Source organism: Andreprevotia chitinilytica DSM 18519, assembly GCF_000711875.1.
Taxonomy (GTDB): domain Bacteria; phylum Pseudomonadota; class Gammaproteobacteria; order Burkholderiales; family Chitinibacteraceae; genus Andreprevotia; species Andreprevotia chitinilytica.
In genome coordinates this window covers 65,870-85,294 of sequence record NZ_JONM01000003.1, presented here as the reverse complement: position 1 = coordinate 85,294, position 19,425 = coordinate 65,870, and the positions used below count along the sequence as shown (strand labels likewise).

The window sequence follows — 19,425 nt, the reverse complement described above, 5'->3', positions numbered from 1 at the left end:
GGTAATGGCGTTGCGTGACGCCCCAAATCACCTCGCGTACGACGTCTTCAACGGCGATGCCGATGGCATTTGCGCGCTGCACCAGCTGCGGCTCGCCGATCCGTGCGACGCGCAGCTGATCACCGGCGTCAAACGCGATATCGAGTTGCTGCAACGCGTGCCGCCAGCGGCGGATATCGATGTGGTTGCGCTCGATATCTCGCTCGACGTCAACGTCTTGCCACTCCAGCGCTTGCTGGATGCCGGCGCACGTGTCCGCTACTTCGATCACCATTCGGCGCAGCAGGCGTTTGCCCACCCGCAGTTGCAATGGGTCTGGAATGACGCGCCGGACGTGTGCACCAGCCTGCTGGTCGATCGCCATCTGCAAGGTCGCTTCCGACCTTGGGCGATCGTCGCGGCTTTCGGCGACAACCTCGCCGCGCCCGCACGCGCCCTTGCGAGCGAAATCGGTCTTGATGAAAAAGACACGCATGCGCTGGACGAATTGGGGCGGATGCTCAATTACAACGCCTATGGCGATTGTGTGGACGTGTTGCATGTCGCGCCGGACGTGCTGTACCGGGCGGTACACCAGTTTGCCGATCCGTTCGATTTCATCGGCAGCTCGCCACTGTATCGCCTGCTCGTCGACGGTTACCGCGACGATGCCGCTCGCATCGAGCAACTTGCCCCGCACATGCAATGGGCCGGCGGCGCGATCTATCTGCTGCCGAGCGCCAGCTGGGCACGGCGGATATCGGGCCAGTTCGCCAACCAGCTGGCCGGACAACACCCCGCGCATTCATTTGCCGTACTGACCGAAAACACCGATGGCTCATTCGTTGCCAGTGTCCGTTCGGGCCAGCCGACCACCCATGCCGCGAATGGCTTGTGTGAGCGATTCACCAGCGGCGGCGGCAGAAAGGCGGCGGCGGGCATCAACCATTTGCCCGCCGCCGACGTGCCCCACTTCATTGACACGTTCGCGGATTACTTCGCCATGAGCGGACATCGCACCCTGGCCTGACGACCCAGATCAACACCACTCAAGCGCGCTCATCCGAAATTCCCTTCACAGGAGCCAGGTCATGAATGCCAACGTAGAACGAAATAGCGCCACCACCCGGCCACGCCCGATCCTGATGATTCCCCTGCGACGTTGTGGCAGTCATGCCTTGCGCTTGCGGCTCAACTTCAGCGATCAGTTTCACTCACCCTATCCGCTGCATATCGTCGACTTCATGCCGCTGGTGCCGCTGTATGGCGACCTCGCCGATGATCGCGCCTATTTCCGCATGGTGGTCGATGTGGTCGGCTTGCAGGCGGCCAGTATGGTCAAGTGGTCTGGCGCGGTGTTCGATCCGGTCGACATCTTCGAGGCAATCCGCGATGAGCCGCGCAGTGTGCATCGCATCGTGTGGGAATTGCTGCTGCGGGCGGGCGAGCAACATGGCGCTCGCGTCGTCATGGATAAATCACTCGACAGTGTGCATTACGCCGACGAGCTGATGACGCTGTTCCCCGAGATGCTATTCCTGAACGTGGTGCGTGATCCGCGAGCACAAGTCGCCTCGATGAACAAAGCCATCATCCACGACTTCGACACCACCCTGAATGCACGCACGCTGGCCGCCGCCCACCGCGCCGCGCGTTCGCTGATTGCGCAGCATCCGGAGCGGGTGCTGACGATCCGCTATGAGGATTTCCTCGCCAACCAGGAACAGACGCTGCGCCAGATCTGCGCCTTTTTCGAAATCGACTATCTGCCGCAAATGCTCGACATCTCACGCTCGGCCGAGGCGCAGCAAATCTCCCAGCTGTCTGCGTTGTGGGCCTCCAACTGTTTCTCGCCCATCGCGGCGAACATCGACAAGTTCAAGCAGCAGTTGACGCTGGACGAGATCGAAACCATCGAAACGACGGCGCAGGAATACATGCAGCTTTACGGCTACGAGACCATGACCGATGCCAATGCGTTGATCGATGAGGCCGCTCTGACGGCGGCGCGCGAACGCTCGGAAATCCGCAAGCAAGCGGCGTGGCGCGAACTGGAGCAAACAAATTTCCGCGACTACGCGTTGCGCAAATTCCGGGCGGATTACCTCGCGACGGTGAAGCAACGGCTGGAACTGGCAGCGCCAATGCCGATAGCCAAAGGGGCGGTCTACAAGCTGGATGAGTTGAAGAATGCGGTGTTTGAAGTTTCCGACTAGGCGCTTTGTCTAAAAAACGGTTCAAAGGCTCGCGAACTATTTGCGGAAGCGCAGCAGGTTTCCACTTCCCCCTTCTTGAAGGGGGATTGAGGGGGATTTCGACATCGTTGCAAATTGAGATACCGCAGAAATCCCCCCTAGCCCCCCTTCAAAAAGGGGGGAACGAAAACATTCGCTGAGATTTGCAAGGACAGGCGCACCAAATTCAGTCGGCGGGTGCTTCCCCGCAAGGACAAACCAACATGCTCACGCACCTCTCATGGCTAGGCACCCAGCTGCCCCTCGCCGGCATGTCCGGTCTGTCGATCGGTTTCCTGCTCGGTCTGGTCGGCGGGGGTGGGGGCATTCTGGCCGTGCCGCTGTTGCTGTATGTGGTCAAGGTCAACGACCCGCACTTGGCCATCGGCACGGCTGCGCTGGCCGTCGCGTCGACCGCGCTGATCAACCTTGCCGGATATGCGCGGGCTGGACTGGTGCGCTGGCGTATCGCATCGGCATTCGCGGTTGCTGGCGTGGCCGGTGCATTTGCCGGTTCGACACTCGCCCTGCTGATCGATGGACAAGCGCTGATGTTGTTTCTGGCCGTGTTGATGTTGTGCGTGGCGGCATTGATGCTTGGCGAGTTGCGCCCCAGCCACGCGCAGCATCAGCCATCCGCGAACGCAAGTTCCTCCACTCAATTCGCCACTGCCGGCGCGGGGCTGGCCATCGGCGGCGTATCGGGCTTCTTCGGCATTGGCGGCGGCTTTCTGATCGTGCCGGCGCTGCATTTCATCACGCGACTATCGACGCTGGAAGCCATCGCGTCGTCACTGTTGTCTGTCGCCGCGTTCGGTGCCACCACCGCCGTCAATTACGCCATCGTCGGCAAGATCAGCGTGCCCTTGTCGCTGGCATTGGTCGGCGGCGGCATCATTGGCGGGACACTGGGCCGGCAGGCGGCAAAAGCGTTGGCGCGCAAGAAAGGCGTGCTCAATGCACTGTTCGCGGCCTTGCTGGTGCTGGTTGCGGGGTATGTTGCGTATCGGAGTAACGCTGGTTAGGTGCCGTTGGCGTAACGCATCTTGCGCAATTTGTAGGAGCGAGCTTGCCCGCGATCGCAGTGGGTCATCCGTCGCTGCCATCGCGAGCAAGCTCGCTCCTACAGGTTCATCGACCTCCCACCCGCAAAGCCACATAAAACCGTAGCCCGGACGGCTTGACCAGCCGGGATCTTTTTCACCGTCAGCCCCGGCCGGCAAGCCGTCCGGGCTACCTGAATGCACGCTGCTCGCCCCCGCGGTTTCAAACCTGTTTCATTGCACCAATCCCCCAACTGTAGTCAGAAAATTGTTCCCGACATATTTACAACCGGTAAGAATTGCCCCATATTAATAATGAGAACAATTCCTATTAACTAAAAATCGGATCGAATGTATGTCCCGCGCCTTACCCCCTTTGCGCCCGCTCGCCCTGCTGATCGCCACTGCTTTGGCGACCCAATTCGCCCACGCAGCGGACACCGAACTTGAAACCGTCACCATCCAGACCAGCCGCCCGACACTCTACAAAGTGCCTGATGTGAACGTCGGCGCACTGGGCGCGAAAGACCCGCTGGATGTACCGCTGTCGATCCAGTCCTACCCGGCTGAGCTCATCGCCAACCAGGCCGCGCACACGCTGACGGACGTGACCAAGAACGATGCCTCGGTGCAGAACGCCTCGGTCGGTGGTGCATTCGATAACGTCAACATTCGTGGCTTCGGAGTGGATTGGGCCAATACGCTGCGCCGCGATGGCCTGTCGCTCAGCCCGTATATGGATGTGCCGCTGGAAAACATCGAACGCATCGACGTTTTGAAAGGCCCGTCCGGCTTCCTGTATGGCGTGAATGCGCCGGGCGGCACCATCAATTACATCCTCAAGCGCCCGACGGCCGAGCGCTTTGCCAGCGGCAAGATCGAGCTGTCCGATCATGACGGTTACTACGCCAGCGCCGATCTTGGCGGCCCGATCGGGGATGGTCGCGTGGGCTATCGCCTCAACGTGGCCGGCCAGAAGCTCGGCGACTTCAACAACAACGGCGACTTCACCCGCAAGTTCGTCTCCGGCGCGATCGACTGGCAACTGACCGAAGATGCCCTGCTGCGCTTCGATGCCGATTACCAGCACAAGAACCTCGCCGCCCAACCGCTGCTGGGCACGCAAAGCGACGGCAGCCTACCGCCGGTGGTCGACCCGCGCACCTTGCTGGGCCAGCCGTGGCTGCGCTACGAAACCGATACCTACAACATCGGCAGCCGCTTCGAATACCGCATCAACCCGAACTGGCGCTTCACCGCGCAGCTCGGTTATTCATCCAACACCCGCACCGCCGCCTTCCCGGATATCTACACCGTGACGGCCAACGGCAACATCACTTCCGGCGATATCTACCTCTCGCCGGATCAAACGTTCAAGACGCTCTCCGGCAATGCCTTCGTCTCCGGCGACTTCACCACCGGCGCGTTGAAACACCAGCTCGTCACCGGCGTGTCGATGCGTAATTACGAAGCGCACGACGGCGGCTTTGCCGTGCTGCCGATCACGGTCGGCAACATCTTCAACCCGGTGTATACCGCCCAGCCGGCCAACATCGCCTACCCGGCCAAGAACACGACCGAAAACCGCCAGCCCAGCGTGTTCGTGAGTGACATGGTGCAGCTGTCCGCCAATTGGGAAGCCATGCTCGGTCTGCGCCACATCCGCTATCGCAACGACTTCACCCGTGCCAGCACCGGCGTGACGCAGACCTACGAGCAGAACGTCACCGTGCCGTCGGCCGGACTGATCTACAAACCGACGCAAAACATCTCGACCTATGTGAGCTACAGCGAAGGCTTCGAGCAAGGCGGCGTCGCGCCGTTCGGCACCACCAACGAAGGCGAATGGCAAAAGCCGATCAAGAGCCAGCAGTGGGAGCTGGGTGCGAAGGCCGAGCTGGACCAACGCCTGTCCGTGTCTGCCGCGCTGTTCCAGATCCAGAAATCGCTGGAATACGTCAACAGCGCCAAGCGCTACGTGCAAGACGGTGAACAGCGCCATCGCGGGCTGGAGCTGAACGCACGCGGTCAGCTGAGCGACAACCTGTATGCGGTCAGCAGCGTGGCCTTCATCGATGCCAAGCAACTCGATACCGGCAATGCCGCCACCACCGGCAAACGCGCCGCCAACGTACCGCGCTTCCAGGCCAATACCTTCCTCGATTACCGCATCCCGGCCGTACGCGGCCTGAGCGTCAACGGTGGCGTGTACTACGTCGGCGAACGCGAGCTGGATGCGCAAAACACCGTCAGCCTGCCCGCCTACACCCGCTTCGACGTGGGTGCGCGCTATGTGACCGGCATCGGCAAGACCGTGACGACCTGGCGCTTCAACATCGAGAACCTGACCGACAAACGCTACTGGGCCGCCGCCAGCTACAACAGCGTGTGGATCGGCAAATCGCGGACTTATACGGTGTCGGCGCAGGTGGATTTGTAGGCCCCGACCACTACTGCGCTCCCCTCGCCCTCGCGTGCAAGGCTTCAGCCTTGCCCAGCTATTAGTGGGAGAGGGGCTGGGGGTGAGGGTGCATGCCAAGTGCAGAGTCCTTATAAGCACCCTCACCCTAACCCTCTCCCACAAGTGGGAGAGGGGACTAAAACCCTTAAGTCACATTTGAAGCAGCCCTAACCCACCCATGCCCCCACGCCACGTCCCGCCCCCCTGTTTGCCGTGCGGCCATCCCGGCCGCTGACTGAAGAGGGATTCGTCATGGAACTGATCGCCGAGCACCCCGCTGCGGCAGGTCTGGTCAAGCAGCGCACGCTGTACGACCACCACCTGACCGCGCACGAGATCGACGGGCTGGATACCACCGCGGCGCTGTTGCGCGCCCGTTTCGATAGCGTGGAAACACCCGAATTCGCCGCAGCGTGCGCCCTGGCCGCGCACGATCTGCCGTACAGCCTGCGCGAGCTGGCTTACCGTTTCAAACAACTGGAACTGCCGTGCGGCGTAGTGCGCTTGCGCGGTATCCCGGTCGACGACACCAACATCGGCCCCAGCCCGGCGCATTGGGATGCCGCCTGGGTCAACCCGCCGTCGTTGCTGGAAGAGATTCGCCAATGCCTGCTCACCGCCTTGCTGGGCGATCTGTTCGGCTGGCGCACGCAGGAAAACGGCCGCTTTCTGCGCCATATCGTGCCGGTCAAGAAAGATGCCGGCGAACAACTGGGTGGCAGCAGCAAGGTGACGCTGGTGTGGCACAACGAAGAAGCCTTCCACCAGTACCGCTGCGATTTCCTCTCCATCATGTGTTACCGCAACGAGGAAGCGGCCGAGACGCTGCTGTGCTGCATCGACGATATCGATATCCCCGATGCGCAATGGCAAGTGCTCTCCGCCCCGCGCTTCCAGATCCTGCCGGATACCTCGCACCTGCCGGAGCAAAACGTCAGCTCGCATTGGCGGCTAGATGACGGCGCGTTCGCCCGCATCCGCCAGATGCACCTCGACCCGCAACCGGTGCCGGTGCTGACCGGGGCTCGCAACCGGCCGTTCATTCAGGTCGACGAGGCTTATATGCGTGCCCGCGCTGGCGATACCGAAGCCGCCGATGCGCTGGCGTGGCTGATCGATGCCTTCTATCAGCAGCGCAGCAGCGTCGTCATGCAACCGGGCGATCTGATCTGGGTGGACAACAAACGCACCGTGCACGGCCGTGCCATCTACCAGCCCAATTACGGCCCGCGCCAACGCTGGCTGCGCCGCGTCAACGTCCACGCCAACCTGCGCGACACCCTGCCGTTCCGGCAAGGCCCACGCCACCGCGAAATCCTCTGAGGCCCTCCACCATGACCACCACCCCCAAGAATCTGCTGGTGCTCGACCGCGCCGCATTGGCGCAAGCGAGCTGGAGCCCGGCCGAAGTGATCGGCGTGATCGAATCCGCCTACAAGGCGCTCGGCGAAGGTCGTTCGGACAACCCCGGCAAGCTGATGAGCAAGGCCGCCGACGGTCATTCCGTCGCCTATGCCATGCTCGGCCGCGATGGCGGCAACGGCACGGTCGGCTTCAAGACTTCGTACAAATATGACCCCGCGCACGACCGCGCTAACCAGCACTACTACACCACGCTCACGCTGTACGACGACCAGACCGGCCTGCCGCTGGCACTGATGGATTGCAGCCTGGTCGGCGCATTGCGCACTCCGGCCGTATCCGCGCTGCTGGCCCGCGCCACCGCGCCGCATGCCCGCACCGCCCTCATCGTCGGCACCGGCACGCAGGGTCGCTACGCATTGCCTTTCCTGCTCGCCGCCCTGCCCAAACTGGAACGGTTGATCGTGCACGGCCATCACCCGGATGGCATCGCCGCCGTGCGCGAAATGCTGCAAACCCACTGCCCCGGCCGCAGCATCGAACTCTCTCGCGACGTGCACGCTGCCGCCCGCGAAGCCGATCTGATCCTCGGCGTGGCCGGCCCCGGCTGCAAGGATTCGGTGCAGATCGGCGATACCGCTCCGGGCTCGACCACCATTCTGGTTGGCTACGGGCTGGATGCCGGCTTGCTGCACAAAGCCGATTACCGCATTGCCACCAATGAAGAGCAGATGCGCACCACCGGCGTCGATCTGGTCGATGCCAACGGCCAGCTGCCGCCGGTCGATGCCGAATTGCCGGACATCCTGCTCGGCCGCAAACCAGCCCGCCGCAATCCCGAAGAACGCGTGTTCGCCTACAACAGCGGCATGGTCATCACCGATCTGGCACTGGGCCGACTGCTGGCCGAACGGGCGCGGGCGCAAGGCTTGGGACGGGAGGTCACGCTATGGTAAGCGCCGCCGTGATGGATAACGCCGCGCCGGTTCGCGACAAAACCACGCTGTCCCTGCCCGCTTATTGGCACCCCGATTTGCTCGGTTTCATCAAGCAGCCACTGCTGCGCGAACTGGTCGAAGGCTTTGCCGGGCCACTGCATCTGGTCTTCCCGACCCGGTTTGCCGACAACGTGCGCGCCTTCCAGTCCGCGTTGAGCGCAGCCGGCGTCAATGGCCAGATCCTGTTCGCCAAGAAGGCCAACAAGGCACGTTGCTTTGCCGCTGCTGCAGCGGACTTGGGCATCGGCATCGATGTCGCCAGCGCTGGCGAATTGCGCGAGGCCGTCGGAGCGGGCATTCCCGGTGCGCACATCGGCGTCTCCGGCCCGGCCAAGGGCGATGCGCTGCTCCGGCTGGCGCTGCACCACGGCAGCCTGATCGCCATCGATGCGGCGGACGAACTGGAGCGCCTCGCCAACTTGAGCCGCACGCTCGGTAAACCCGCCCGCATCCTGCTGCGCCTGCGACCGAATAGCCAACCCAAGAGCCGTTTTGGCGTGGAAGAAACCGCGCTGCCGCAGCTGTTCGACTACTGCCGCAATCAGGAAGAATGGCTGCGGCTGGAGGGTTTGTCGTTCCATCTCTCCGGTTACGACCCGCAAGCCCGCTGCAACGAAGCCGGCCGGCTGATCAGCCACGCGCTCACCGCTCGCTCGCTCGGTCTGCCGGTGCACTGGCTCGATATCGGCGGCGGGTTTTCCGTTTCGTATGCCGATGCCAGCAGCTGGCGCGATTTCATCACCAGCCACGGGCCGGATGACTACCACGCCGGCAAACGCTTCGGCGGTTTCTACCCCTACCACAGCGCCGCCCCCGGCGCGGCCATGCTGACGCAATTGCTGGCAGCCATTCCGGTCGGCGCCGCCGCATCGCTGGCAACGCTGCTGAACCGGCATGAGCTGGGATTGATCCTGGAACCGGGCCGGGCGCTGCTCGATCAGGCCGGTTGCAGCGTATTCAGCGTGTTGGGCGTCAAGGATCGCACCGGGGAGCGCGATGACTACGGCATCGTCACTGTCGATGGCACCAGCCTGAGCTTGTCCGAGCAGTGGTTCGACAGCGAATTCCTGCCCGATCCCCTGCTGCTGCCGCGCCACACCACCCCAGCCGCCCCCTTCCGCGCTTGCATTGGCGGCGCGAGCTGCCTGGATAGCGACATGCTCAGCTGGCGCAAGATCGCCTTCCCGCAACGCCCCGCTCCCGGTGATTTGCTGGTGTATCCGAACACCGCCGGCTACCAGATGGATTCCAACGAATCGCCGTTCCATGAACTGCCGCTGCCAACCAAGCTGGTGATCCGCACGGAGGGTGCGGGGCCGAGGTGGCAGGTGGATCGGCCGGGTTAGGGCTGATGAGCAAGCTTTTCTCCCCTCGCCCACTTGTGGGAGAGGGGCCGGGGGTGAGGGTCATTCCGTGAGCAACGTCCTTCTCACCACCCTCTCCCTAACCCTCTCCCACTAATAGCTGAGCAAGGCTAAAGCCTTGCACGCGAGTGAGAGGGGATAAACACCGAACAAGCCCAAAGGAATACACCCCATGAACGCATCCCTGAAAAACCCGCGGCCCGTGCTCGCCGCACGCCCAGCCATCGTCAACCGTGTCTCCGACCTGATCGGCCACACCCCCCTATTCGAGCTGCTGCGCACCGCAGACGGCCGGCGCATCGTGCTTAAGCTGGAGCAATCCAACCCCACCGGCAGTGCCAAGATCCGCATGGCGCAGCAGATGCTGGATGAAGCCGAGCAGGACGGCTCCTTGCGCCCCGGTGGCCGGGTGGTCGAATCGACTTCCGGCAACACCGGCATGGGCCTCGCGCTGCTGGCGGCCGAGCGTGGCTACCGCTTTACCGCCGTGGTCGATCACCACGCGGCGGCGGACAAGCTGCGCACCATGCGGGCCTACGGCGCGGAGCTGATCTACGTGAGCGATGGCGATGCGCTCGCCACGGCAGATCGCGAAGCATTGGCGGAACGTATCGCCGACGCCGACCCGGACGCGATCTGGACCGAGCAGCACAACAACCCGGCCAACGGTCGCGGCTATACCCGCGTCGCGCATGAATTGCTGGCCGCGCTCGATGGCCACATCGATCTGTTGGTCGGTGCGGTCGGCACGGGCGGATCGCTGTTTGGCACCGCCCGCGAACTGAAACCGTGGTTGCCCACCATGACGGTGATCGGCGTCGAACCGGTCGGCTCGATCGCCTTTGGCGGCGAAGGCGCGGACTACTATCAATCCGGCACCGGCACGCCAGCCGGCGCGGAGATTGGCGCGTTGGTGGATTACTCGCTGCTGGACGAAGGCGTGAAAGTCTCGGACGCCGCCGCCTTCAACACCGCCCGCTATCTCGGCCGCAAGAAAGCGCTGCTGGTCGGCGGCTCGGCCGGTGGCGTGATCTATCACGCGCTGTCGCTGATCGACCGCCTGCCGCCGGGCGGCACGATGGTGGTGCTGGTGTGCGACGGTGGCGAGAAGTATCTCGACACCGTGTTCAACGACGACTGGATGGCCGCCCGCAATCTGATCGATGACTCGGTGGCGACCGAGCTGGCCCCGATCTTTGCGCGCTTTGAATCGACGGCAGCAACCCAGGTGGAGGCGGCATGAAGGGGATGTCTCTCCCCACCGCCTTCCCCCTTGCCTTCAGTTGGCGGTCAGCGCGGGCCGTTGCGGCGCTGGCCGGGCCGCTGATCCTGACCCAGCTCGCCCAGGTGGCGGTGAGCACCACCAACATCGTGATGATGGGCTTGCTGGGCGCCAAGGAGGTGGCGGCCGGCGGGCTCGCCGCCATCTTGTTCAACCAGCTGCGCACGATGGGGGTCGGAGTGGTGACGGCGACCGGGAATCTGGTGGCGAGCGCCAATGGCGCGTTACAAACGAATCCGAATGGTTCACGCCAAACAAATGGCGCATTACAAGCCAAGGCGAATGGATCGGGCAACCCGACCGAAATCCGCGACCTCGTGCGCGCCAGTTTCGCCAGCGCCACGCTGATCGGATTGGCGTTCGCGCTGTTGATGGCGGCCGGTGGCGGTTTGTTGCGCTATGCCGGGCAAGACGAAAGCGTCGTCACCTTGGCGGCCGGTTATCTGCAAGCCGCCGCACCCGGCATGTTGCCGTGCCTGTGGTTCCAGAGCCTGCGCAACTACACCGTCGGCTTGAAGCGACCCGGTCCGCTGCTGGCGATCACCATCCTGTCGGTCGGGCTGAATCTGCTTGGCAACTACGCGCTGATGTTCGGCCATTTCGGCCTGCCGGCACTGGGGCTGACCGGCATCGCGCTGTCGTCCAGCGTGGTGTATCTGGCCTCCTTCCTGTGCTTTCTGGTGGTGGTGCGGCGCGATCCGATCTTGCGCGAGCATCTGTCATTAGCCGCATGGCGCAGCAGCAGCGTTGCCTTGGTCCGTACCTGGAAACTCGGCCTGCCGATTGCCGCCACCTATGGTTCGGAAGCGGCCTTCTTCACCGTGCTGACGCTGATCATCGGCACGCTGGGCGCGAATGCGCTGGCAGCGCAGGCCATCGCCAATCAGGTGATCTACATCGTGTTCATGATCTCGGTCGGGCTGTCGCATGCATCGTCGATCAGCATCAGCCAGGCCACGGCGCAAGGCGATTACGCCGAAGCACGCCGGCTGGGTCATAGCGGGTTGGCACTCGGGCTGGCGGCGATGGCGGTGGTGGCCTTGCTGTATCTGGTAGCGCCGGGCTGGGTGATCGCCCCCTTCCTCGATGCCCGCGCCGCTACCAACGCCGAAGCGGTGCGGCTGGCGACCAGCCTGCTGGCGATTGCCGCGCTGCTGCAGTTCTTCGATTGCAGCCAGAACATCGGCGTCGGTCTGCTACGCGGACTGGGCGATACCAAGCGGCCGTTCGGCCTATCGCTGATCGGCTACTGGCTGATCGGCCTGCCGTGCGCGTATGGCTTCGGCGTGCTGCTGGGCTACGGGCTGAACGGCATCTGGCTGGGCTTGCTGATTGGCTTGGCGAGTACCGCTGCTTTGTTGCTACGTGGGTTCTCGCAGCAGCTGCGACGACTGGAGCTGGCGGCATGAGCGCCTGGCTGCGTTTTGCGCTGACTTGCAGCGTTGCGCTCGTAACGTTGCTCGTCGTCGGTGGCTTGGGCCTCAAGCACGGCATGTTGCAGGCCGGTTGGCCGCAGATTGCCGATGCGCTCACCGGTAGCAGCCAGGAACCGCTGGCCTTGGTCGTGCGCGAATTGCGTCTGCCGCGCTTTCTGGTCGGCGCACTGGTCGGCGCAGCCTTGGCGGTAGCGGGTTGCAGCATGCAGGCGCTGACACGCAATCCGCTCGCCGACCCGACGCTAACCGGGGTCGTCTCCGGCGCAGCGTTGGCGGTCGTAACCGCCACGCTCCTGTTCCCGGAGCTGCCGACGACTTGGTATCCGTGGTGTGCGCTGGCCGGCGGGTTTGCCAGCGCTGCCTTGTCGCTGGCCTTGGCGTGGCGGGATCGGCTCTCGCCCACGCGGCTGGCGCTCGCCGGCATGACCGTCGCCGCGCTCGCCAGCGCCGTCATCACCGCCTTGTTGATGCGTGCCGGCCCGCAAGCCGGCCCCCTGTTCTACTGGCTGTCGGGCGGGCTGGCCGGGCGCGGCTGGCCGCAATTCTCCGTGATCTGGCCGTGGGCGCTGGCCGGCATCGCCGCCACGCTCGCCACCTGTCGCGTGCTGGACATCATGCAATTGGGCGACGACACCGCCGAATCGCTTGGCGTGCAACTGGGCCGCTGGCGCCTCTGGCATGGCCTTGCTGCCGTCGCGTTGGCGGCTGGCGTGGTGGCGGTGGCGGGGCCGGTCGGTTTCGTCGGGCTGGCGGTGCCGCATCTGGCGCGCTTGCTGGTGGGGTCTGCTCATGTACGTTTACTGCCTGCCGCTGCCTTGCTTGGTGCAGCGCTGGTCTGTGGGGCGGATTTGCTGGCGCGAACGCTGGCCGCGCCGAGAGAGTTGCCGCTGGGTTTTTTGACGGCGTTGTTTGCTGCGCCGTTTTTTATTGCGCTGGCGCGGCGGGTGCGGGGGGAGGTGGGATGAGGGTTGAAGTATTTGAAGTTATTCATGCAAACGCTTCAGGATTGAGACCAAGAAAGATGCCAGCTGCACACCACGCGACCATCCCCCCCTTCCTATGCCTGAGCGAATCAGAAGATTCGTACGGCAAAGGGGGGCTAGGGGGGATTTCTGCTGCGTTTCAATCTCAGCAGACGTTGACCTCCCCCTCGCTCAACTCATGGCTAAGCACAGGGAGAAATGAAAACTCAAAGGGCTTAGAACAAACGAGCACACAAGCTTGTGAACAGACACGAAGGGGAGACTTAAGAACAACGGCGGATATTGAACCGATGTCGAAATCCCCCCTAGCCCCCCTTTGCCGTACGAATCTTCTGATTCGCTCAGGCATAGGAAGGGGGGGACGGTGATGCGCTCCTATCATCTGGAATTGGCCCTTGTCACCATCGGCCTCCTACTCGGCCTAGCCAGCCTCCTCCTCGGCGCAGCCGACTACTCCCCCACCACGCTCTGGCAAGCATTACGCGACAGCAGCAGCGATCCCGGCGCGCATCTCGTTCTCTGGGATTTGCGCCTGCCCCGCCTGCTACTCGCCGCGTTGGTCGGCGCGCATTTCGCCTTGAGTGGACTGGTGCTGCAAGCCGTGTTGCGCAACCTGCTGGCCGATCCCGGCATCCTCGGCATTTCGTCCGGGGCGACCTTGGCGGTGATGCTGTTCCTGCTGTTCGATGCCTTCGCCGGCACCACCGACAACAGCCAGCTCGCCGCCTACCGTATCGAATGGCTGCCCGCAGTGGCGCAATTGGGCGGGCTTGGCGGCTTGGCGCTGGTCTACGGCCTGAGCTGGCAGCGCGGCACGGCACCATCGCGCCTGATCCTGATGGGCATTGCCGTCGGCGCGACCTTGTATGCACTGGCGATGAGCATCCTCGCGGGTTGGGGATCGAGCCGGGTCGAGGTGGTGCTGACGTGGCTGGCCGGCAATCTCTACGGCCGCAGTTGGGCGCATCTGGCACTGCTGTGGCCGTGGAGCGTGGCGCTGCTGTTGGTGTTGCCGCTGTTGCTGCCGGCGCTGAGCGTGATGGCACTGGGCGATGCCCGCGCCGGTAGCCTTGGCTTGCGGGTCGAACTGTGGCGACTGGCAGCGCTGGCCTATGCCGGCATTGCCGCTGCGGCGGCAGTCGGCATTTGCGGGCCGCTCGGCTTTGTCGGTCTGATCGCGCCGCATCTGGCGCGGCTGCTGCGCCCCGGTGGATTGGCGCAACGCTTGCCGCTGACGCTCTTGCTGGGTGCGGTCGTGACGATCGCGGCCGATCTCTTCGGCCGGCTGGTGCTGGCCCCGACCGAAATTCCCGTTGGCGCAGTGACCCCGCTATTGGGCGCGCCGCTGTTTCTCTATCTATTGAGCAAATCCCGATGCTGAAATCTTCCCTCGCCTGCACCGGCCTGCGCTTGGGCTATGCCGAGCGCCCGGTGATCGATGGCCTTGATCTGGCCATTCCCGACGGCAGCATCACTGCCCTGCTCGGCCCGAATGGTTGTGGCAAAAGCACGCTGCTGCGCGGGCTGGCGGGCTTGTTGCCGCCCAGCGCTGGCAGCGTCAGCCTGGATGACGAACCGCTGCACCGCTGGCCGAAAAAAAGACTGGCGCGGCGGCTCGCCTTCTTGCCGCAACAGCAGCAATACCCGGAAGGGCTGACCGTGGCCGAGCTGGTCGCCCACGGCCGTTTTCCGCATCGGCCGCCGTGGGGTGGCTTGGGGAGCGCCGACCGCGAGGCCATCAGCTGGGCCTTGGCCGCCACCGGGCTGACAAATTACGCCAAGCGCGGGCTGGATGCGCTCTCCGGTGGTGAACGACAACGGGTATGGATCGCGATGGCGCTGGCCCAGCAAGCGGACATCCTGCTGCTGGATGAGCCAACCACCTATCTCGATCTTGGCCACCAGCTGGAAGTGATGACGCTGCTGCGTGAGCTGAACCGCAGCCACGGCATCACGCTGGTGATGTCGCTGCACGATCTGAATCAGGCGATCCGCTACACCGATCACGCCGTCGTGATGCAAGCCGGCCGCCTGATCGCCCAAGGCAACCCAGCCCAAATTATCGAGCCGGGCTTGCTGGCCGCGGTGTATCAGGTCGAGGCCAGCCTGCTGAGCGGCGCGGCCGATGGCCTGCCGGTATGCCATCCGGAACGCCCGCTTTCCCTGCAACCGGCCCCGGCCGCTGTAACTTCCCCATCCATCTCCACGAGTTCGCCATGCGCCGTTCCCGCTTCTGTCATCTGATCGTTTTTCTGCTGTGCCTCGCCGGCACCGCCAATGCGTTATCGGTCAAGGATGACCGGGGCAAGACGCTCAACTTGCCCGCGCCGGCGCAACGCATCGCGGCAGTATCGTATTTCGGCGCGGATACTGCTTTGGCGTTGGGCCTGACGCCGGTCGCGACCACGCACATGGTGCAAGGCCGCAGCCCCGCGTTCCTGCTCGGCCGACTCAATCAGGCCACCGATCTGGGCCAGCGTGCGGCACCAAATCTGGAGCGGCTGAGCCAGGCCAAGCCCGACCTGATCGTCGCCATGCGCCGCTATACCGAGGCCAACGCGGCGCGGTTGGAGAAAGTCGCCCCTTACCTCGCGCTACGGCTGGAAACCTTCGCAGATAGCGAGCGTTCGATACGACTGTTTGGCGATGCGGTCGGCCGCCGCACCGAGGCGGAAGCGCTCAATGCCCGCTTCCGCACCACGCTGGCAGATTTCGCCGCCAAAGCGCCGCAAGAGCGCAAACCGCGTTACCTGTTCCTGTGGGGCGGCGGTGAAGCGCCGTGGGCGTTTTACAACGAGAACATCACGTCCACGCTGCTGAACCGGCTGGGCGGCATAAACGTCGCCGGCGGCAACCCGACGCCGCAAGTGCCGGACAACACGGCGTTCGAGATGAATATGGAGGCGATCCTGATTGCGAATCCGGACGTGATCTTTATCTACGACTACGGCGCGGCGCGGCCATTCGAGCAGAACCCGCTGTGGAAGACGCTGAAGGCGGTGAAAAACGGGCGGGTGATCTACGTGCAGGATCACTGGATCGAAGCCTTCGGGCCACTCGGCCGGCAGGCGACCCTGTTCGAGGCGGTGCATTATCTTTATCCAGATCGCTTTGCCAAGCCGGATTTGCCGAAAGTGTTGGGTGGGTTGTTGCCCAAATAGCGGCGACTTCGATAGCGCACCACTACCGTAGCCCGGACGGCTTGCCGGCCGGGGGCCACCGCGTGAATCACTCCTGACCCAGGTGCATCGCAGCATTGACCCCGGCCGGCAAAGCCGTCCGGGCTACGGAACCGATGCATTCACCGCCGCCATCGCGAGCAAGCTCGCCCCTACATATACAGCGGCCCATCTAACATCGCGAACCACCCGGCACTGCGGCGGCGGGTGATGGCGGCTGTCCGATATAATGGCGGTTTTTGCTCTCCAAGCGCCGCCATGCACCGTCTCGTCATCCAAGCTCCCAATATCGCCACGCAAGACCTCAAACAGCTCGCGCGGTTGTCCGATGCCTATCAGATCGAGGCGATCAACCAGCAGGCATTCAAGCTGTTGGGCGCGCATATCGATAACGAAGAAGCGGTGACGGATTTCTGTGAATCCAACCAGCTCGATTTCGCCTTCATCCCGGAAGACCTCACCGTGCGCGATATCGGCCTGGTGGTGATGGATATGGATTCGACGCTGATCACCATCGAGTGCATCGACGAGATCGCCGATATGGTCGGCATCAAGCCGCAAGTGGCCGACATCACGGCGGCAGCCATGCGCGGCGAGCTGGATTTCAAGGAAAGCCTCACCCGCCGCGTGGCGTTGCTGGCTGGTTTGGATGAGACCGCACTTGGGCCCGTTTATGAAGAACGCCTCAAGCTGATGGCAGGGGCCGAGAAAATGCTGAAAGGCTTTCAGGGGGCCGGCGCGAAGACACTGCTGGTGTCCGGCGGCTTTACCTACTTCACCGAGCGGCTGCAAACGCGCTTGCAACTCACCCGCACCGTCGCCAACGTGCTGGAAATCGAAAACGGCAAACTCACCGGCCGCGTGAATGGCGACATCATCGATGGCGAGCGCAAGAAGGTCGAGCTGATCGCCATGCGCGAAGCCCTCGGCCTGAAGCCGGAGCAAGTCGTTGCCATCGGCGATGGCGCGAACGACCTGCCGATGCTGCATGAAGCCGGCTTCGGCGTCGCCTGTCATGCCAAGCCCAAGGTGCAAGCGGAAGCGCCGTACTGCATCAATCAGGTCGGGCTGGATGGGGTGTTGAATTACTTCCTGTGATCCAGGGTGGGCAAAATGCCCCGCCCTGTCACAACCCATCCCAAGACATTCAACGTCTTACTCAATACGCCCCGTCGCGCTCGCCTGACTTGGTCGGCCAGCCCTCATAACGGGCTGGCTGGTCATTGACCTGCACGGCTGCCGCCAAAAACCTTTAAACCTTGCCTGATTTAACGCATCCGGCAAAAGCATCAGATTCTACCCGGCCTTCACAAGCAAACAGAACATACGTTCTGCATCCGGAGAATCTGCATGAAAAAACTGATCGCTTCCGCTGGTGCCGCCGCAGTGCTCGCGCCGGCAGCGTTTGCCGATGTATCCCTCTACGGCTCCATCCGTTACGAGATGGACTACAGCCACTATTCCGCCAACGCCGCCGGCGCGGGCAGCAACAACAGATTCACCACTTCGGACGGCCATTCCCGCATCGGTATTCGCGGCAGCGACAAGTGGGACGACGGCGATATCTCCACCATCTGGCAAGTCGAAAGCGCACTGGCCAGAGGCTCGGATGCCAGCGGTAACCGGCGCTTCGGCACCGATACCCCTTTCGGCACCCGCAATACCTTCATCGGCCTGCAGAGCAACAGCTTGGGCACGCTACGACTGGGCCATTACGACAGCGCCTACAAGAGCATGCTGGGCGCGAGCAACTTGTCGTCGCTCTTCGATTCGTTCGATATGGACTACAAGGCCGGTGGCAGAGGGATGTTCTCGCAAGCCGGCAAACGCCTGAACAACAGCATCAATTACGATTCACCGGTCTGGTCGGGCTTTCAGGCACGCGCAACATACGGTGCCGATGCCAACGCCGGTTTTGGCAAAGGAGCGCCAATCGCAGCAGCCACGGGCCTCTATACCAACGGTGGTTTTGTCGTCGGTCTGGCTGGCGAATATGCCGCCAATCGCAACTTCAAACAGTCGACCTCCATCAAGGGTGGCGACACGACACCCGGTGCATCCGTCACGGCGATCCAACTGGCGGGCGGATACAAATTCGATAGCAGCGCCCAGCTCGGTGCTGGCTGGGAACGTATCGAAGAAAATGCCGGGGACGCGCTCAGCAACCAGAAAAACAACTGGAACAACTTCGTGGTGATTGGCCGCTACAACCTGAATCCGAAGTTGCAAGCACAAGGCTTCTACGCCTGGACCAGAAACTACCTTGGCGTCAGCGGCCAGAACGGTCAGCACGCCACCGTTGGCCTGACCTACGCCGTGAGCAAGCGCACCTATCTCTATACCTATGCAACTCGTCTGAACAACGATGCGGCGCAAGGTGGCGCATCATTCATCAACGGCAACGGCTCCATGATTGCCACGCCGGGCCAGACAGTCGCCCAGCTCTCGATGGGCATTCACAGCGACTTCTGATTTCGCGCAGGATTCTGTTTCAGCGGTTGCAATGCAATGAAGCCCACAGCTCAATTGAGTTGTGGGCTTCATGTTTTTATTCGTCAACGTTTGGGTAACACCCACCGCTTTATTTCGGGAAAGCGCAGAACTCCACTGCCTGTTCCCCGTCAGGAAGATAGCCGGTCAACCAGCTCACTTCCAGTTTGATGTGCTGAATCAATGCCACCACCAAACGGGGGTCGGCATTGGTCGCAAACCAGAATTCCTTACGCCACACACCGCCTTGCGCCGCCTCGATCACTTCAGTGCCGGGGTGTAATTCATCGGTCGATTTGGCCCGGCAACCGTAGCCAATCGCAGCCAGCAAATCTTCCAGTTCGGAGCCCGCCTCGCTGATCTCTGCCACGAACGCTGCCATACCCGGCGAGAGCTGCTGCAGATTGACGAAGACCCGCGTTTTCAACCCTGCCCGGCGAGCTGTTTCAGCCGTGCAATGCGGGCACGGAAAAGCAGCGCGGAGCACATATGCTTCGTGGGTATCAAAGTCTGCCGGCACATCGGCCAGTGCGTGGCCACAACGATGCACGGGGCTACCGGTGAAGCGATCCATTACTTACAAGCCTTAAAAGTAAAAAACTGGTTCTATTTTA

General features: G+C 62.9%; 16 protein-coding genes. 15 read left to right on the top strand and 1 reads right to left on the bottom strand.

The window, feature by feature from the left end:
* Positions 1 to 4: 4 nt before the first annotated feature.
* From BR41_RS05635 to BR41_RS05565, 15 genes are all read left to right on the top strand, one after another.
* Positions 5 to 1,009, top strand: coding sequence for a DHH family phosphoesterase (locus tag BR41_RS05635; protein ID WP_035053983.1), 1,005 nt, complete (start codon positions 5 to 7; stop codon positions 1,007 to 1,009).
* 61 nt (positions 1,010 to 1,070) lie between these two features.
* Positions 1,071 to 2,195 (top strand): sulfotransferase family protein, encoded by a 1,125-nt coding sequence (locus tag BR41_RS05630; RefSeq protein WP_051710257.1) that lies wholly within the window; start codon positions 1,071 to 1,073, stop codon positions 2,193 to 2,195.
* Between the two features lie 242 nt (positions 2,196 to 2,437).
* Positions 2,438 to 3,238: a sulfite exporter TauE/SafE family protein gene (locus BR41_RS05625; protein WP_035053980.1), complete on the top strand. Its 801-nt coding sequence runs from the start codon at positions 2,438 to 2,440 to the stop codon at positions 3,236 to 3,238.
* A gap of 373 nt (positions 3,239 to 3,611) precedes the next feature.
* Positions 3,612 to 5,696, top strand: coding sequence for a TonB-dependent siderophore receptor (locus BR41_RS05620; RefSeq protein WP_051710254.1), 2,085 nt, complete (start codon positions 3,612 to 3,614; stop codon positions 5,694 to 5,696).
* A gap of 273 nt (positions 5,697 to 5,969) precedes the next feature.
* Positions 5,970 to 7,040, top strand: a complete 1,071-nt coding sequence (locus tag BR41_RS05615) for a TauD/TfdA family dioxygenase (RefSeq protein WP_035053978.1) — start codon at positions 5,970 to 5,972, stop codon at positions 7,038 to 7,040.
* An 11-nt stretch (positions 7,041 to 7,051) separates the two neighbouring features.
* Entirely contained in the window at positions 7,052 to 8,035 is a 984-nt protein-coding gene (locus BR41_RS05610) for an ornithine cyclodeaminase (protein ID WP_035053975.1), read from the top strand.
* Positions 8,029 to 9,423 carry an alanine racemase gene (locus BR41_RS05605; protein WP_211251674.1) on the top strand — a complete coding sequence of 465 codons (1,395 nt, stop codon included), beginning with the start codon at positions 8,029 to 8,031 and terminating at the stop codon, positions 9,421 to 9,423. Before BR41_RS05610 ends, BR41_RS05605 begins: the two co-directional genes overlap by 7 nt.
* 190 nt (positions 9,424 to 9,613) lie before the next feature.
* The gene (locus BR41_RS05600) at positions 9,614 to 10,684 is read left to right on the top strand and encodes a cysteine synthase family protein (RefSeq protein WP_051710252.1); all 1,071 of its coding nucleotides are present in this window, start codon (positions 9,614 to 9,616) and stop codon (positions 10,682 to 10,684) included.
* Positions 10,685 to 10,689: 5 nt separating this feature from the next.
* On the top strand, positions 10,690 to 12,132 hold the full coding sequence (locus BR41_RS05595; protein WP_035054303.1) for an MATE family efflux transporter: 1,443 nt from the start codon (positions 10,690 to 10,692) through the stop codon (positions 12,130 to 12,132).
* The gene (locus tag BR41_RS05590) at positions 12,129 to 13,124 is read left to right on the top strand and encodes a FecCD family ABC transporter permease (protein WP_051710249.1); all 996 of its coding nucleotides are present in this window, start codon (positions 12,129 to 12,131) and stop codon (positions 13,122 to 13,124) included. Before BR41_RS05595 ends, BR41_RS05590 begins: the two co-directional genes overlap by 4 nt.
* Before the next feature lie 385 nt (positions 13,125 to 13,509).
* Entirely contained in the window at positions 13,510 to 14,523 is a 1,014-nt protein-coding gene (locus BR41_RS05585) for a FecCD family ABC transporter permease (RefSeq protein ID WP_035053973.1), read from the top strand.
* Positions 14,517 to 15,386, top strand: coding sequence for an ABC transporter ATP-binding protein (locus tag BR41_RS05580; protein ID WP_051710246.1), 870 nt, complete (start codon positions 14,517 to 14,519; stop codon positions 15,384 to 15,386). Before BR41_RS05585 ends, BR41_RS05580 begins: the two co-directional genes overlap by 7 nt.
* Entirely contained in the window at positions 15,359 to 16,303 is a 945-nt protein-coding gene (locus tag BR41_RS05575) for an ABC transporter substrate-binding protein (protein ID WP_035053972.1), read from the top strand. Before BR41_RS05580 ends, BR41_RS05575 begins: the two co-directional genes overlap by 28 nt.
* 276 nt (positions 16,304 to 16,579) lie before the next feature.
* Positions 16,580 to 17,419 carry a phosphoserine phosphatase SerB gene (gene serB / locus BR41_RS05570; protein WP_035053970.1) on the top strand — a complete coding sequence of 280 codons (840 nt, stop codon included), beginning with the start codon at positions 16,580 to 16,582 and terminating at the stop codon, positions 17,417 to 17,419.
* 252 nt (positions 17,420 to 17,671) lie between these two features.
* Positions 17,672 to 18,793: a porin gene (locus BR41_RS05565; RefSeq protein ID WP_035053968.1), complete on the top strand. Its 1,122-nt coding sequence runs from the start codon at positions 17,672 to 17,674 to the stop codon at positions 18,791 to 18,793.
* A gap of 109 nt (positions 18,794 to 18,902) precedes the next feature.
* On the opposite strand, the gene BR41_RS05560 is transcribed toward BR41_RS05565, so the two are convergent.
* Positions 18,903 to 19,385, bottom strand: coding sequence for a hypothetical protein (locus tag BR41_RS05560; RefSeq protein WP_035053967.1), 483 nt, complete (start codon positions 19,383 to 19,385; stop codon positions 18,903 to 18,905).
* Positions 19,386 to 19,425 lie beyond the last annotated feature (40 nt).